This window comes from Microbacterium proteolyticum (assembly GCF_029639405.1).
In the GTDB taxonomy this organism is placed as follows: Bacteria; Actinomycetota; Actinomycetes; order Actinomycetales; family Microbacteriaceae; genus Microbacterium.
This window is the reverse complement of record NZ_CP121274.1, coordinates 1,637,414-1,650,029: the sequence shown is the minus strand read 5'-3', so window position 1 is coordinate 1,650,029 and position 12,616 is coordinate 1,637,414. Positions and strand designations below refer to the sequence as shown.

The following is a 12,616-nucleotide window of genomic DNA, read 5'->3' as shown; positions in this document are numbered from 1 at the left end:
GGTGTGGCGATGCGGCTCCGGCCGCCGACGCACCGCAGACTGGAGACCATCGGCCATTCGAGAGGAGCGACGGTGAGCTACATCCACGGGTACGACCCCGACACATTGCGCGAGATCACCGACTCTCGCGAGTGCGCGGAACGACTCGAGGAGATCGGTTCGCAGCGCAGCCTCCCCGCCCTCCTCGAACGCACCTGGCTCCTGAAGGTGCTCGATCGGTTCGACGAGGCGCTGACGGTGTCCGAGCAGTCGGTGCGCGTGGCGCGCATGGCCGGAACCCGCCGCGACCTGCTGCGCGCGCGCATCCTGCACGCGACGATCCAGCAGTGCCGGGGCGCGTTCGCCGCGGCCGAGCAGGAGCTCACCGCGTGCGCCGAAGAGGCCGAGGGGCAGGGGTGGTCCGGCATCGCCGCGTTCGCCCTGCAGCACCGCGGCAAAGTCCACTACGACGAGGGCGACTTCGAATCGGCCCGTCGCGACTTCAAGCGCGCGCTGTTCCTCCGCCAGAACGCGGGAGCCGGCGACGCCGAGCTCGAGTCGACGCTGCTGGCGATCGACGCCGCCGACCGGCGACGGGCCCGCGCGGTCGTGGCGAGCTGACGTCGGAGCCCCTCTCTACGATTCCCCTCATGTCCGATCTGCAGCGTGTGCGCGTGTGGGCAGAGGCCCTGATCGCTCTGCACCTCGACGAGTCGTGGTCGTTCGCCTTCGACAACGCCAAGCGGCGCGCGGGCCTCTGCGACTACGGCCGTCGCCGCATCAGCGTCTCGCGCTACCTCACGGCACGGTACGACGACGACACCAACCACCAGACGCTCCTGCACGAGGTCGCCCACGCGCTCGCGGGAGCCGCGGCCGGGCACGGTCCGGTGTGGAAGAGGGCGGCGCGCGAGCTCGGGTACGTCGGCGGCACGACCCACGCCGGCGAGACGGCCACCGAGCTGGCCCCGTGGGTGGGCACGTGCCCGTCCGGTCACGTCGCCTACCGGCACCGCCGGGCGACGCGTCCCACCTCGTGCGCCAAGTGCGCACCGTATTTCGACCCGCGCTTCGCGCTGACGTGGGTGCACCGCGAGATCACCCCCGCGACGCGGCTGGCCGCGGCCACGCCGCGCTGAGCCGCGTCCGGCACCGTTTCAGGCGGCGGTGAACGCCCCGTCGCGCAGCACGGGGACCACGGATGCCGCGTCGCGCTCGGCCGCGGCGAGGACGAGGTCGCGCTCGCCCGCGTCCGCGCGCAACCGGCCGGTGCCGCTGGCGGTGAGCAGGTGCCGCACGGCCCCGCGGAGCGCCCGGAAACCCTCGCCGGCGACGGCCGCGTCCGGCGAGGCATGGTCGATCCCGAGGTCGCCGAGCGCCGCCACGACGGCGCCGGCACCCAGCGAATCCTCCACGGCGAATCGCGGGCCCGACTGGCCGTCGTCGCCGACCGCGATGATCGCGATGCTCGTGCGGTCGCCGCGCGAGCGCTGCACCTCGAGCACGTGCGCGGCGACGGCGGCGGCGTTGCGGATCCCCCCGGCCACGACGTGCGCGCCCTCCCGCTCGGCGGCGAGCGCGATGCGGTCGGCGGCGTCGGCCTGTGCGGGAGCGGCTTCCCCGCTCTCGGCGGCCGCGAGCGCCCGCGCGGTCAGTCCCAACGTCTGCACCACGACGACGACGTGCGCCGGAGCCACGCGTCCGAGCCCCGCCTCGCCCCACTCCAGGCGCACCTGGTAGTCGACCTGCGAGAAGGCGGCGGGGGTGTTCGGCATCCCTCGAGCCTACGACGGGCGTCGGGAGTGGCCGGGCTCGTCAACCCGACCGCGTTCCTCGCGGTGAGTTGGCACAATGCGAGCATGCGCATTCTGCTGAAGTTCGAGATCGACTGCGATCCGGATGCCGCCTGGCGGGCCCTACACTCCCCGCGCGCCGTCGCGGAGCTGTACGGACCCCTCCTCGACGTCGAGCCCCTCGAGGAGACTCCGACGTCGTTCGCCTCGGGTGACGACGTTCCGGTGCAGATGCGTGCGGCGGGCGTCTTCCCCGTGGGGCGCCAATTGATCTCGGTCGCCGACCGCGAGACCTCCGACGGCAACGGCCGCGTGCGCGTGTTCCGCGACTGGGGTGTGCCCCTCACGGGTCCGCTCGCGGCGCTCGACGTCTGGGACCACCAGATGGCGGTCTCGGCTGCGCCCGGCGACCCGAACCGGACGCTGTGGCGCGAGCGCCTCACGATCGGCGGCGCCGCCGCGCCCGCCCTGTGGCCCGGCCTGTGGGCGATGTGGCAGTGGCGCGCGGCGCGCATCCGCGCGCTCGCCCCCACCTGGGCGCACGACCCGGAGCTGCACGAGGACTGAGCCGCGCTCAGACCAGCCCGTGCCGGTAGGCGAACACGACGAGCTGCACCCGGTCGCGGAGCGCGAGCTTGCTGAGGATGCGGCTCACGTGCGTCTTCACCGTCGCCTCCGAGAGGAACTCGCGCGCGGCGATCTCGGCGTTGCTCAAGCCCGCCGCGGCGAGGGCGAAGATCTCGCGCTCCCGGTCGGTGAGGGCCCCGTAGCTCGACGGCACCGGATCGGTCGCCCCGCCCTGGGCGATGTGGGCGAACAGGTCGCGCGTCGCCTGCGCGGCGATCACCGCGGATCCGGCGTGCACCGTGCGCACCGCCGAGAGGAGGAACTCCGGATCGGAGTCCTTCAGCAGGAAACCGCTCGCCCCGTGCTGGATCGCCCGGGCTGCGGCCTCGTCGAGATCGAACGTCGTCAGCACCACGATCCGCGGGGCGTCGGGGTCGCGCAGGATCTCGGTCGTCGCGGCCAGCCCGTCCATCACCGGCATCCGGACATCCATCAGCACGATGTCGGGACGCGTCGCCCGCACGACGTCGATGCCCTCGCGGCCGTCGGACGCCTCGCCCACGACCTCGAGATCGGGTTGCGAATCCAGCACCATCCGGATGCCGGCGCGGAACAGCGCCTGGTCGTCCACGAGCACGAGGCGGATCGGGGAGGTCATGAGGTCGACTCCTTTCCCGGCGCGGGGGCGCCGACCGGAAGCGTCGCACGGACGACGAACGCGTCCGCTTCGGGCTGCGCCGACAGGGTTCCCCCGGCGAGCTGCGCGCGCTCGCGCATGCCGATGATCCCGTGCCCGCCCGCGGACGCGGCGATGCCGACGGCCCGGCGGTTGCGCACCGTCATCTCGACGCGGTCCGGATGCCACGCGAAGCGCACCGTCACGCGCGGGTCGGCTCCGTGCCGGAGCGCGTTGGTGAGCGCCTCCTGGAGGATGCGGTAGAGCGCGAGCTGGACGGCGGCGGGCGGGTCGGCGGGCGGAGCGGGGTCGACGGTGGTCTCGAGGTCGACGCCGGCCGCCCGCATCTGCGCGGCGAGGGTCTCGATGTCGGCGAGCGTGGGCTGCGGACCGTCCGCCTGACTGTGCCGGAGTTGCTGGAGGAGGAGCCGGACGTCGGACAGGGCCGCACGGGCGGTGGACGAGATCGTGGCCAGCGCGTCGGCGGCCGCGGCGGGGTTCTGACCGGCGGCGTAGCGCGCCCCGTCGGCCTGAGCTATCACCACCGCGAGCGAGTGCGCGACGACGTCGTGCATGTCGCGCGCGATGCGCACGCGCTCCTGCTCGGCGATCGTGGCCTCCTCGGCCGCACGCTGCGCCGCCGCGTTCTCGGCCGCGCGGCGCGTGGTGCGCACGAGGGCGCCCGACCCCCAGCTCAGCAGGAACGCGAAGCCCGACGTCAGCAGCACGGCGAGCACGGCGAGCACGTTCTCGGGGTGGAAGATCTCCTGCCCGCCCCGCAGGATCAGGTAGCCGGTCACGGTCGCTGCGCCCACGAACGTCGAAAGGAAGCCCGCCCAGTACGCGCGGCGGCTGCCGTAGGCGGCCACGGCGTAGAGGACCACGAAGACGGCGAAGTCCGTGGTGGTCGGGGAGCGCAGCAACGCCATCTGCACGACGGCCGCCACCCAGGCGAGGGCCAGCGCCACTCCCGGCTGCAGACGGCGGAAGGCGAAGGCGGCCGAGAAGAGCACCACCACCACGAGCGCACCCAGGTTGCCGACCACGTCACCCGGCTCCAGCTCGATCACGAACGAGAGCAGCCCGAAGAGACCGGCCGCGACGAGGTCGACGACCAGCTGGTATCGGAGGAGGGGACGCAGGGCGATGCGCATCCCTGTCACGCTACGCGGCACGTGGCGCCGTGGCATCCGTCCGCAGATGTATTCGCGCACGGTGCGGCAGACGCCTCTCGGCATCCGCGAACCCCTCCTGGCGTTCGGAGCCCTCGCCCCGGGGCGCCGACCTCACGTCGAGTGTCCAAGACACGCGGACGCGGGCAAGCCCTATCAGCGTGTCTTGGACACTCAACAGCGACAGACGCAGGCGCAAGCGCACGCGCGCCGGGTCAGGCGGGGAAGTCGGCGGGTTCGATGGGGCGCGCCTCGAAGAAGGTCTGCAGCACGATCGTGGTGCGGGTGTTGACCTGAGCGGCCGCACGGATGTCGCGGATGAGCGTCTCGAGGTCGCGCGGCGTGGGGACACGGACGAACAGCATGTACGCGGCGTCGCCGGCGACGGAGTGGCATGCCTCGATGGCACTCAGGTGCGCGAGCAGGTCGGGGGCGTTGTCGGGTTGCGCGGGGTCCAGCGGGGTGATCTCGACGAATGCGGCGAGCGGGCGACCGAGGGCCTCCGCGTCGAGCACGGGGCGATAGCCGCGGACGACCCCCCGCGCCTCCAGCCGACGCAGACGCGACTGCACGGCCGACACCGACAGGCCCACCTTCTCGGAGAGGTGCGCGAGCGTCGCTCGCGCGTCGAGGGAGATCTCCCGCACGATGGCCGCGTCGACGGTGTCATCGAGCCGGACACGGCGAGCGGAACCATCGGACATGGGCCGAGAGTAGCGGATGCCGCGCCCCTCCCCTCGCGAGCGACGAAAGTTTTCCGTTAGCATGACGTTTTGACAGGAATATTTCCCGTACTGCCGATCGGAGGCCACCATGTCCCTCGCAACGCCCGCGCGTTCCGCTCACGACCTGCTCGACGGGCACGGTGTAGCCGATGTCGAGCGCACTCCGGCGTGGGCCCTGCTGAAGGACGCAGCGGTCGAATTGCAGACCCTGCAGGCCTCGGACGGCTCCATCCCCGAAGCCGCCGACCACCCCCGCGCCGCCGCCCTGGTGTCCGATATCGTCGACGCGATCGCCGCCCTGACCCCGCTCTTCCCCCATGACGACGCCTACCTGCGCGCCGCCGTGGCGGACTTCGACCGGTGGAAGGACACCGGCTTCGGGGTGCCCGACTTCCTCGACTCCCTCGTCGCCTTCCAGCCCCAGCAGCACCGGGTCGACGGCATCCGCCACCTCGTCGTGTTCCCGATGTACACGCAGAACGGGTCGCGCGACCGGCACGTCGAAGCCGTCCTCGTCGAGGTCATCTGGCCCGAGTTCATCGCGCGGCTCGAGACCGAGTACACCAACGGCCTGTTCGTCTCGCTGCGCCTGGTCGACTTCACGCCCGGGTACGACACGAACTCCGCGGTGCTCTTCCCCGAGACCATCGCGATGCGCGAGGTACCGACGTTCACGTGGGGCGCGATCTTCCAGGACCGTGAGGCCGCCCGCTACCGCCGGGTGACCCGCGCGGCCGCCGAGATCACCAAGCTCGAGCTGCCGGCCGCCGCCGCCCGCATGCTCGACGACCAGTCGCTCACCGAGCAGACGTTCGTGATGTGGGACATCATCCACGACCGCACGCACATGCGGGGCGACCTCCCGTTCGACCCGTTCATGATCAAGCAGCGGATGCCGTTCTTCCTCTATTCGCTCGAAGAGCTGCGCTGCGACCTCACCGCGTTCCGCGAGTGCGTCGAGATCCAGAAGCGCCTGTCGGCACGGGACGACCTGGATGCCGCCGAGCAGGCGATGCTCGAGCACGCCGAGCTCGTGCAGTACGCGGTGATCTTCGACCGCATCTTCCGGTTCGCCATCACCGGCTCGCGCGTGCGCAACTACGACGGACTCGGCGGCCAGCTCCTGTTCGCGTGGCTGCACCAGCGTCGCGTGCTGCACTGGACCGACACGTCTCTCGCGTTCGACTGGGACGAGGTGCCCGCGGCGGTCGTGGCCCTGGCCGACGCGATCGACGAGCTGTACTGGCGCTCGATCGACCGCCCGAAGACGGCGCACTGGCTGGCCGCGTACGACCTGGTCCGGTCGGTCGTCACCCCGCACCCCGCCTCGGTGTGGGCGCGCGGACTGTCGGACGACGTGCTCGCCGGGCTCCCGAAGGGGTACACCGACGCGGTGCTGGACGACGAGTTCCCGCTGTCGATGTTCTTCGAGGCGCTGGAGAAGAAGATGCGCCCCGTCATCGCCTCGACCGAGGGCATCACCGGGCGCGACTGAGCGGACGCCCGGTCCGGCCCGCGCTCCGCGGGGGTGGCGGTGAAGGCGGGGTGTCCGACACGATGTCCGCACGACGGTTCGTCGCCGCGGCCGGCGTCGACCGGACCGATCCACGGAGGAGACGGCATGGACACGGGTATCGAGGGCCGGACGGTGCTGCTCGCCGGCGGAACGAGCGCGGCCGGCCGCAGCGTCGCCGGCGCGCTGCGGGCGGCGGGGGCAACGGCCGTCGTCGTCGGCTCCGACGCCGGGCGACTGGCATCCGCCGCCGCCGAGATCGACGGCGTGGTCACCGAGCAGTGCGACCTCACCGATCCGGATGCCGTGGCGGCACTCCGCGACCGCGTGCATGCCGCGCACGGCGGGGTCGACGGCATCCTGCACCTCGTCGGTGGCTGGCGGGGCGGCGGGGGTCTGGCCGGTCAGAGCGACGAGGACTTCGCCTTCCTGCTGCGGTCCTTCACGGCACTGCGGAACGTCACCCGCGCGTTCGACGACGACCTCCGCGCATCCGATGCCGGCCGCCTGGCGATCGTGTCGTCGACCTCGGTCGCACGGCCCCTCGCGGGCGGCGCGAACTACGCCGCGGTGAAGGCCGCGAGCGAGGCGTGGACGCGGGCCGTCGCCCAGGGCTTCACCAAAGCCGCCCGGGACGCCGGAGCGGACCCTTCCGCGGCCGCCGTGGTGTTCCGCGTGAAGAGCCTCGCGGGACTCGAGGACGCCCTCGCCCTCGCCTTCCTCGGGCTGTGGGGAGACCCCGCGGAGGACGTCAACGACGTCACGATCGAGCTCGCGGGAGCCTGAGGCCGCGCATCGCGGGCTCAGCCGTCTCCGCCGCCCGGCGCAGCGGGGCGGTCGCGGGGCGCCGGCACCGCGGCATCCGGAATCCCGCCCGCCCGCGCGGCGAGCGACGACGCCTCGTCTTCCGGCCCGGGAGCATCGTCCGCGCCGGAGGCGTCGTCGGTCGGCATCGCCTGGTACTGCCGGGACAGCACGCGATACGAGCGGGTGAGGAAGGCCGCCGCGCCGACGACCACCATCACCAGCCCCGCGAAGAAGAACACGAGTGCGATCCCCCGCCCGATGCCGTCGCCGAGGAGCCATCCCCAGGTCGCCTTGCCCTCGGCGGCATCCATGTAGGGGATGATCACGAACTGGGCGATCGGGGCGATGAGGAACGCGGTGATCGGGGCCGACGCCGACTCGAACGCGGCGGCGAAACCGAAGACGCGCCCCTGCGTCTCGAACGGGACGACCTTCTGGATCACGGTCTGCTCGGCGGCCTCGACCGCGGGGATGAGCGCCATGTACACCCAGATGCCGGCGACGTACAGCCACCACCAGTCGCGGAGCGTGAACGCCGCCCCCAGGACGCCCATGGCGATCACGATGAGGAGCATGGTGCGGATCGGGTTGCGCCCGAGCCCGAACTTCGCCACGAGCGCGCCGCCGACGATGAAGCCGGTGGCGGTGACGCCGAGGACCAGACCCCAGCCCTCGACCGTGAAGAGCTGGAGGCCGTACGGGTCCATGAGGGAGAGGTAGACGCCGCCGATGAGGTTGTTGAACGTCGAGAAGATCAGGAGCGCGAACAGACCCGGAGACGCCCGGACGGCCCGGACCGCGCCGCGGACGTCGACCGCGGGGGCGCGCTCGCCAGCGGGTTCGGGGCGCGCCTCGGGGATCCGGATCGTGAGCAGGTGCACGAGGGCGGCCAGGGTGAGGACGATCGCGATTGCGAGCGTCCATCCCATGCCCAGCTGCCCGACCGACAGACCGCTGAACACGCTCGTCACCACGAACGACAACCCCTGCACCGTGCCGACGAGACCGTTGGCGTTGGCCCGACGGTCTTCGGGGATGAGAAGGGTCACCGTCGTCGACAGCGCGATGTTGCGCATGTTCTCGATGACGGCCCCGCCGAGCACGACCCCGGAGAAGACCCAGAACCAGGGGCCGCCGAGATCGAGCAGCGCACGCTCGGGGAAGGCGAGCCAGAGCGCCCCCGCGATGAGGAACGCCACGAGCGTGACGACGCCCGACACCACCATGACGCGGTGCTTGCGGTGCCGGTCGACGATCGTGCCGAAGAGCATCGCGAAGACCGCCAGCAGCAGCATGTACGCGCCGCCGATGATGCCCGTCGCGAGCACCGACCGCGTCTCGAGGTACACCCAGAAGGTCAGCGCGAACCAGAGGTAGCTCGTGGTGACGTTGGCCGCCGCCGTGTTCACGAGAACACCGAGGAAGGCGCGACGACTCGCGGCGCCGTGCGCCGTGACGGCGGGGGCGGGCGGGGGCGTCTCGGTCATGCGGCACACGTTAGCCACCCCCTCCGACATCGGCCAGGGCCCCGGCGTGGACGGCATCCGCGATGACTACGCTGGAGGGGTGACCCCCCTGCATGACACCGCCGTCCGCGGCTTCGCGTCCGACAACTACTCCGGCATCCACCCCGACGTGCTGGCGGCCATCGCCTCGGCGAACGAGGGCCACCAGGTCGCCTACGGCGAGGACGTCTACACCGCGCGACTGCAGGAACTCTTCGCCGGGCTGCTCGGCGACGGCGTCGAGGCCTACCCCGTCTTCAACGGCACCGGAGCCAACGTCGTCGGGCTGCAGTCGATGCTCCCCCGCTGGGGCGCCGTGATCTCGGCATCCACCGCGCACATCAACGTCGACGAGGGCGGTGCACCCGAGCGCGTCGGCGGCATCAAGCTCCTGACCGTCCCCACCGACGACGGCAAGCTCACGCCCGAGCTCGTCGACCGCGAAGCCTGGGGCTGGGGCGATGAACACCGCGCGCAGCCGCTCGTCGTCTCGATCACACAGTCGACCGAGCTCGGCACCCTGTACACGCCCGACGAGATCCGAGCCCTCGCCGACCACGCGCACGCTCGCGGCATGCGCCTGCACATGGACGGCGCCCGCATCTCGAACGCCGCCGCGGCGCTCGACCTGCCGCTGCGGGCCTTCACCCGCGACGCCGGTGTCGACGTCCTGAGCTTCGGCGGCACGAAGAACGGCGCGATGATCGGCGAGGCCATCGTCGTCCTCGACCCCGCGGCATCCACCGGGCTCACCTACCTGCGCAAGCTCGACATGCAGCTCTCGAGCAAGATGCGCTTCGTGTCGGCCCAGCTGGTCGCCCTCCTCGAGAACGACCTGTGGCTGCGCAACGCGCGGCACTCCAACGCCATGGCCCAGCGGCTGCGCGCCGGCGTCGAGGCAGGGGTCGCCGACGGGTCGATCCAGGGCGTGGAGTTCACGCAGCCGACGCAGGCGAACGGCGTCTTCGCGATCCTGCCCGAGGGCGTCGCCGATCGCCTGCGCGAGAGCTTCCGCTTCTACGACTGGGACGAGGCGCGTCGCGAGGTCCGCTGGATGTGCTCGTTCGACACCACCGAGTCCGACATCGACGCGTTCGTCGCCGCGATCGCGCGCGAGACCGCGCGCTGACACCTGCGGGCCCCCGAGGGTAGCGCGCGGACGCCCGCGCGGCGTCTCCAGAACAGGCCGCGGCCTCGAGAACAGGCCGTTCCGCACCGAAAGGCCCTGTTCTCGTGGCATCCCCTGTTCTTGGGGCGAGACGGCGAGCCGGACTCGGGTCAGCCGATGGATGCCACGCGCGCGAGCCGGCGGCCGCTCAGCGCGCGGACGGGCGGCCGAGCACGAGCGTCGACGGCGAGGGCCGCCAGTGCCGGGCCACGTACTCGACGGCCTCGTCGACGCCGAGCGCCCGGCTGGAGTTCCCCACGCGCACCCAGAGGTCGGTGGTCGACCCGCCGTCCTTGGGCTGCGTGAGGAACACCGGTCGGGGTGCCGGACGGCACACGACGACGCACACCGCGGGAAGCTCCGGCCCGGGAGCGGCGAAGACGATCCGCGGTTGAGCTGCGGCGTTGCGGCCGAGGGCGGTCGAGAGCATGTCGCGCAGCCAGAGCTCGAACCGGTCGTGGTCGGCGGTGCGCAGGGTCGCGAGATCGCGGTCGAGTCCGATCGCCGTGCCGGTGTCGTCCGCACCGATGACCAGCGTTCCGCCGCGCGAGTTCAGGAACGCCGCGACGGATTTCGCGATCGCGATCTCCATACGCGCGTCCTTGCGGTTCTCGCGGACGTTCCAGCGCGCGGTCTCCTTGAACTCCACGCGGTCGGACTCGCCCGCCCGCAGCACGGCCGTGACGTCGATGTCGCCCCCGTCGCGCCGGGCCGCGGCGACCACCGCCGCGACGACCGCCGAGAGCCCGAGGCTCGCCCCGACCGAGAACAGGATCGTCGTGGGCACCCACAGGCGCGCGGCGCCGCCGACCCACGCCGACAGCAGCAGTCCGACGCTCACGCCCAGCACGCCGATGACCGTCATGGTCGGCATGCTCAGCGACCGCGCCGGGCCGAACACGCGACGCAGCAGGAGGGCGATGAGCGCAGCCAACGCCAGCACGACGGGCAACGCGATCGCGAGATCGACGAGGGAGGTGTCCATCGGCATCCGGTTCTCGCGAGGGTCAGCGCAGCGCGCCCACCGACGCCAGACCGAGCCGGATCAGGGTGCCCCGCCCGCCCTCCATCTCGGCGGAGAGGGCCTCGGATGCCGCCTCCTCGGGCGAGAGCCACGTGACTTCGAGCGCGTCCTGCCGCGGTTCGCACGTTCCCGTGACGGGCACGACGTACGCCAGCGACACCGCGTGCTGGCGGTCGTCGTGGAAGGCGCTCATGCCGGGGAGCGGGAAGTACTCGGCGACCGTGAAGGGCGCCGGCTGCGGCGGAAGGAGGGGGAAGGCCATCGGGCCCAGGTCGTTCTCGACGTGACGGAACAGCGCGTCGCGCACCGTCTCGCCGTAGCGCACGCGACCGGACACCAGGGTGCGCGTCATCTCGCCGAGCGGGGTGGCCCGCAGCAGGATGCCGACCTGGGTCACCGCCCCCATGCCGTCGGTCCGCACCGGCAGCGCCTCGACGTACAGCATCGGCAGTCGCCGCCGCGCCTCGGCGAGCTCGACCTCGCTCAGCCACGCCGGGTTCGTGTTGGGACCGGAGCCTGAGGGAGCACCCGAGAAGGGCGTCGAGAGCGGCTCGCGCTCGTCGCCGTTGTCGCCGGGATCGGGGTCGGGTGTGCGCACAGGCATGCTCCCTGTATATCAACGGTCCGCGGCGTTGCCTACGCGGGAGACGACACCATGCCGCCGCGCGCGGTCGCGGCCGCGCTCGGATGGGCCCTCGCGGCCGCGGTCGAGGGAGGACTTTCGGGGAGCGGAGGGCGCGCGGCGCCCTCCGCGTCCTCCGCTCCCCGAATCCCCTCCCCGCGCCGCCTCGGACGAGCCGGGCGGAGCCCGTGTCGGAGGCGTTTGCCACAATGGCCGCATGAGCGAGCGCCCGATCCTCGACCCGTCCGTCGTCCGCTGGTCCGTGCCACCGGCCGACATCGGCGAGCGCCCCGTGCTGCTCCTGCTGCACGGCTATGCGGCCGACGAGCACGACCTGTTCGGCCTCGTGCCCTACCTGCCGGACGATTTCGCGGTCGCGAGCGTCCGCGCACCCCTGACGCCTCCGTGGCCGACGCCGGGGGCGTCGTGGTACCCGATCGAGGGGCTGAACGGCCGCGATCCCGTCGCCGTCACCGCCGCCGCCGAGTCCCTCCTGGCGTGGATCGCCGATCATCTCGGCGACCGTCCCGTCGGACTCCTCGGCTTCTCGCAGGGCGGCGCGGTCGCGATCCAGACCCTACGGGTCGCTCCGGAGGCCGTGTCCTTCGCGGTGGTGCTCGCCGGATACGCCGCGGGCGGCGAGCTGCCCGGCGACGCGGTGCTGGCCGAGCGCCGACCGCCGGTCTTCTGGGGCCGCGGGTCGCGCGACGACGTCATCCCGCCCGCCCTCGTCGACATGACGGCGCAGTGGCTGCCCGCCCACAGCGAGTTGACCGGCCGCGTGTACCCGGGGCTGACGCACTCGGTGTCCGAGGAGGAGCTCGCCGACGTGCGCGCGTTCCTCGACGCGCGGCTGGCGGCGGGGTCCGCGGCATCCGAGGGTTGAGAAGAAGGAGACCGAGCGGCTATCGTGGACAACCCCGTCCCCGAGAACGAGGTCTCCTCCGGTGAAGAACGTCGACGCTTCCGCGCCCCTGTCCGCGCGCTGACCCGTCGACCCGCCGTTTTCTCGGCCGCCCTCCGCTGATGCGGACGGTCCGGTGTCCGCGCATCCCGCGTCCCCGG

General features: G+C 72.4%; 14 protein-coding genes. 7 read left to right on the top strand and 7 right to left on the bottom strand.

The annotated features are described in order from the left end of the window. Window positions 1-72 precede the first annotated feature (72 nt). Together P8R59_RS08475 and P8R59_RS08470 are read left to right on the top strand one after the other, a co-directional pair. On the top strand, window positions 73-600 hold the full coding sequence (locus P8R59_RS08475; protein ID WP_077050720.1) for a hypothetical protein: 528 nt from the start codon (window positions 73-75) through the stop codon (window positions 598-600). Window positions 601-629: 29 nt separating this feature from the next. Then, the gene (locus P8R59_RS08470; RefSeq protein ID WP_077050721.1) at window positions 630-1,118 is read left to right on the top strand and encodes a SprT-like domain-containing protein; all 489 of its coding nucleotides are present in this window, start codon (window positions 630-632) and stop codon (window positions 1,116-1,118) included. An 18-nt stretch (window positions 1,119-1,136) separates the two neighbouring features. Here P8R59_RS08470 and P8R59_RS08465 read toward each other — a convergent pair whose 3' ends face one another. Next, window positions 1,137-1,754, bottom strand: a complete 618-nt coding sequence (locus tag P8R59_RS08465; RefSeq protein WP_278103577.1) for a 2-phosphosulfolactate phosphatase — start codon at window positions 1,752-1,754, stop codon at window positions 1,137-1,139. A gap of 84 nt (window positions 1,755-1,838) precedes the next feature. Here P8R59_RS08465 and P8R59_RS08460 point away from each other — a divergent pair, with 84 nt between their 5' ends. Further along, complete coding sequence (locus P8R59_RS08460; RefSeq protein ID WP_278103576.1) at window positions 1,839-2,339, top strand: hypothetical protein; 501 nt, start codon at window positions 1,839-1,841, stop codon at window positions 2,337-2,339. 7 nt (window positions 2,340-2,346) lie between these two features. On the opposite strand, the gene P8R59_RS08455 is transcribed toward P8R59_RS08460, so the two are convergent. The 3 genes from P8R59_RS08455 to P8R59_RS08445 form a co-directional block, all read right to left on the bottom strand. Continuing rightward, the gene (locus P8R59_RS08455) at window positions 2,347-2,997 is read right to left on the bottom strand and encodes a response regulator (protein WP_278103575.1); all 651 of its coding nucleotides are present in this window, start codon (window positions 2,995-2,997) and stop codon (window positions 2,347-2,349) included. Beyond that, window positions 2,994-4,169, bottom strand: coding sequence for a sensor histidine kinase (locus tag P8R59_RS08450; RefSeq protein ID WP_278103574.1), 1,176 nt, complete (start codon window positions 4,167-4,169; stop codon window positions 2,994-2,996). The genes P8R59_RS08455 and P8R59_RS08450 overlap by 4 nt, the downstream gene beginning before the upstream one ends. Window positions 4,170-4,402: 233 nt before the next feature. Next, a complete protein-coding gene (locus tag P8R59_RS08445; RefSeq protein WP_278103573.1) occupies window positions 4,403-4,891 on the bottom strand; it encodes an Lrp/AsnC family transcriptional regulator in 489 nt (162 codons plus the stop codon). 109 nt (window positions 4,892-5,000) lie between these two features. Between P8R59_RS08445 and P8R59_RS08440 the strand changes: the two genes are divergently transcribed. Both P8R59_RS08440 and P8R59_RS08435 read left to right on the top strand, forming a co-directional pair. Then, window positions 5,001-6,407: a DUF6421 family protein gene (locus P8R59_RS08440; RefSeq protein ID WP_278103572.1), complete on the top strand. Its 1,407-nt coding sequence runs from the start codon at window positions 5,001-5,003 to the stop codon at window positions 6,405-6,407. 126 nt (window positions 6,408-6,533) lie between these two features. After that, on the top strand, window positions 6,534-7,211 hold the full coding sequence (locus P8R59_RS08435; protein WP_278103571.1) for an SDR family NAD(P)-dependent oxidoreductase: 678 nt from the start codon (window positions 6,534-6,536) through the stop codon (window positions 7,209-7,211). 17 nt (window positions 7,212-7,228) lie between these two features. Here the strand turns inward: P8R59_RS08435 and P8R59_RS08430 are convergent, their stop codons facing one another. Beyond that, the gene (locus P8R59_RS08430; RefSeq protein ID WP_278103570.1) at window positions 7,229-8,719 is read right to left on the bottom strand and encodes an MFS transporter; all 1,491 of its coding nucleotides are present in this window, start codon (window positions 8,717-8,719) and stop codon (window positions 7,229-7,231) included. A 79-nt stretch (window positions 8,720-8,798) separates the two neighbouring features. Between P8R59_RS08430 and P8R59_RS08425 the strand changes: the two genes are divergently transcribed. Then, a complete protein-coding gene (locus P8R59_RS08425; protein WP_278103569.1) occupies window positions 8,799-9,866 on the top strand; it encodes a threonine aldolase family protein in 1,068 nt (355 codons plus the stop codon). Between the two features lie 187 nt (window positions 9,867-10,053). Here the strand turns inward: P8R59_RS08425 and P8R59_RS08420 are convergent, their stop codons facing one another. Both P8R59_RS08420 and P8R59_RS08415 read right to left on the bottom strand, forming a co-directional pair. After that, window positions 10,054-10,890, bottom strand: coding sequence for an AlbA family DNA-binding domain-containing protein (locus P8R59_RS08420; protein ID WP_278103568.1), 837 nt, complete (start codon window positions 10,888-10,890; stop codon window positions 10,054-10,056). A gap of 22 nt (window positions 10,891-10,912) precedes the next feature. Continuing rightward, window positions 10,913-11,533, bottom strand: a complete 621-nt coding sequence (locus P8R59_RS08415) for an NUDIX hydrolase family protein (protein ID WP_278103567.1) — start codon at window positions 11,531-11,533, stop codon at window positions 10,913-10,915. Between the two features lie 235 nt (window positions 11,534-11,768). On the opposite strand from P8R59_RS08415, the gene P8R59_RS08410 reads away from it, so the two are divergent. Continuing rightward, a complete protein-coding gene (locus tag P8R59_RS08410) occupies window positions 11,769-12,437 on the top strand; it encodes an alpha/beta hydrolase (RefSeq protein WP_278103566.1) in 669 nt (222 codons plus the stop codon). The last annotated feature ends 179 nt before the right edge of the window (window positions 12,438-12,616 follow it).

Excerpts from the sequence above, each read along its gene's own strand:
- P8R59_RS08415 (WP_278103567.1), bottom strand. The coding sequence starts at position 11,533 with ATGCCTGTGCGCACACCCGACCCCGATCCCGGCGACAACGGCGACGAG.
- P8R59_RS08410 (WP_278103566.1), top strand. The coding sequence starts at position 11,769 with ATGAGCGAGCGCCCGATCCTCGACCCGTCCGTCGTCCGCTGGTCCGTG.
- P8R59_RS08465 (WP_278103577.1), bottom strand. The coding sequence starts at position 1,754 with ATGCCGAACACCCCCGCCGCCTTCTCGCAGGTCGACTACCAGGTGCGC.
- P8R59_RS08430 (WP_278103570.1), bottom strand. The coding sequence starts at position 8,719 with ATGACCGAGACGCCCCCGCCCGCCCCCGCCGTCACGGCGCACGGCGCC.
- P8R59_RS08440 (WP_278103572.1), top strand. The coding sequence starts at position 5,001 with ATGTCCCTCGCAACGCCCGCGCGTTCCGCTCACGACCTGCTCGACGGG.
- P8R59_RS08420 (WP_278103568.1), bottom strand. The coding sequence starts at position 10,890 with ATGGACACCTCCCTCGTCGATCTCGCGATCGCGTTGCCCGTCGTGCTG.
- P8R59_RS08470 (WP_077050721.1), top strand. The coding sequence starts at position 630 with ATGTCCGATCTGCAGCGTGTGCGCGTGTGGGCAGAGGCCCTGATCGCT.
- P8R59_RS08445 (WP_278103573.1), bottom strand. The coding sequence starts at position 4,891 with ATGTCCGATGGTTCCGCTCGCCGTGTCCGGCTCGATGACACCGTCGAC.
- P8R59_RS08450 (WP_278103574.1), bottom strand. The coding sequence starts at position 4,169 with ATGCGCATCGCCCTGCGTCCCCTCCTCCGATACCAGCTGGTCGTCGAC.
- P8R59_RS08435 (WP_278103571.1), top strand. The coding sequence starts at position 6,534 with ATGGACACGGGTATCGAGGGCCGGACGGTGCTGCTCGCCGGCGGAACG.
- P8R59_RS08455 (WP_278103575.1), bottom strand. The coding sequence starts at position 2,997 with ATGACCTCCCCGATCCGCCTCGTGCTCGTGGACGACCAGGCGCTGTTC.
- P8R59_RS08460 (WP_278103576.1), top strand. The coding sequence starts at position 1,839 with ATGCGCATTCTGCTGAAGTTCGAGATCGACTGCGATCCGGATGCCGCC.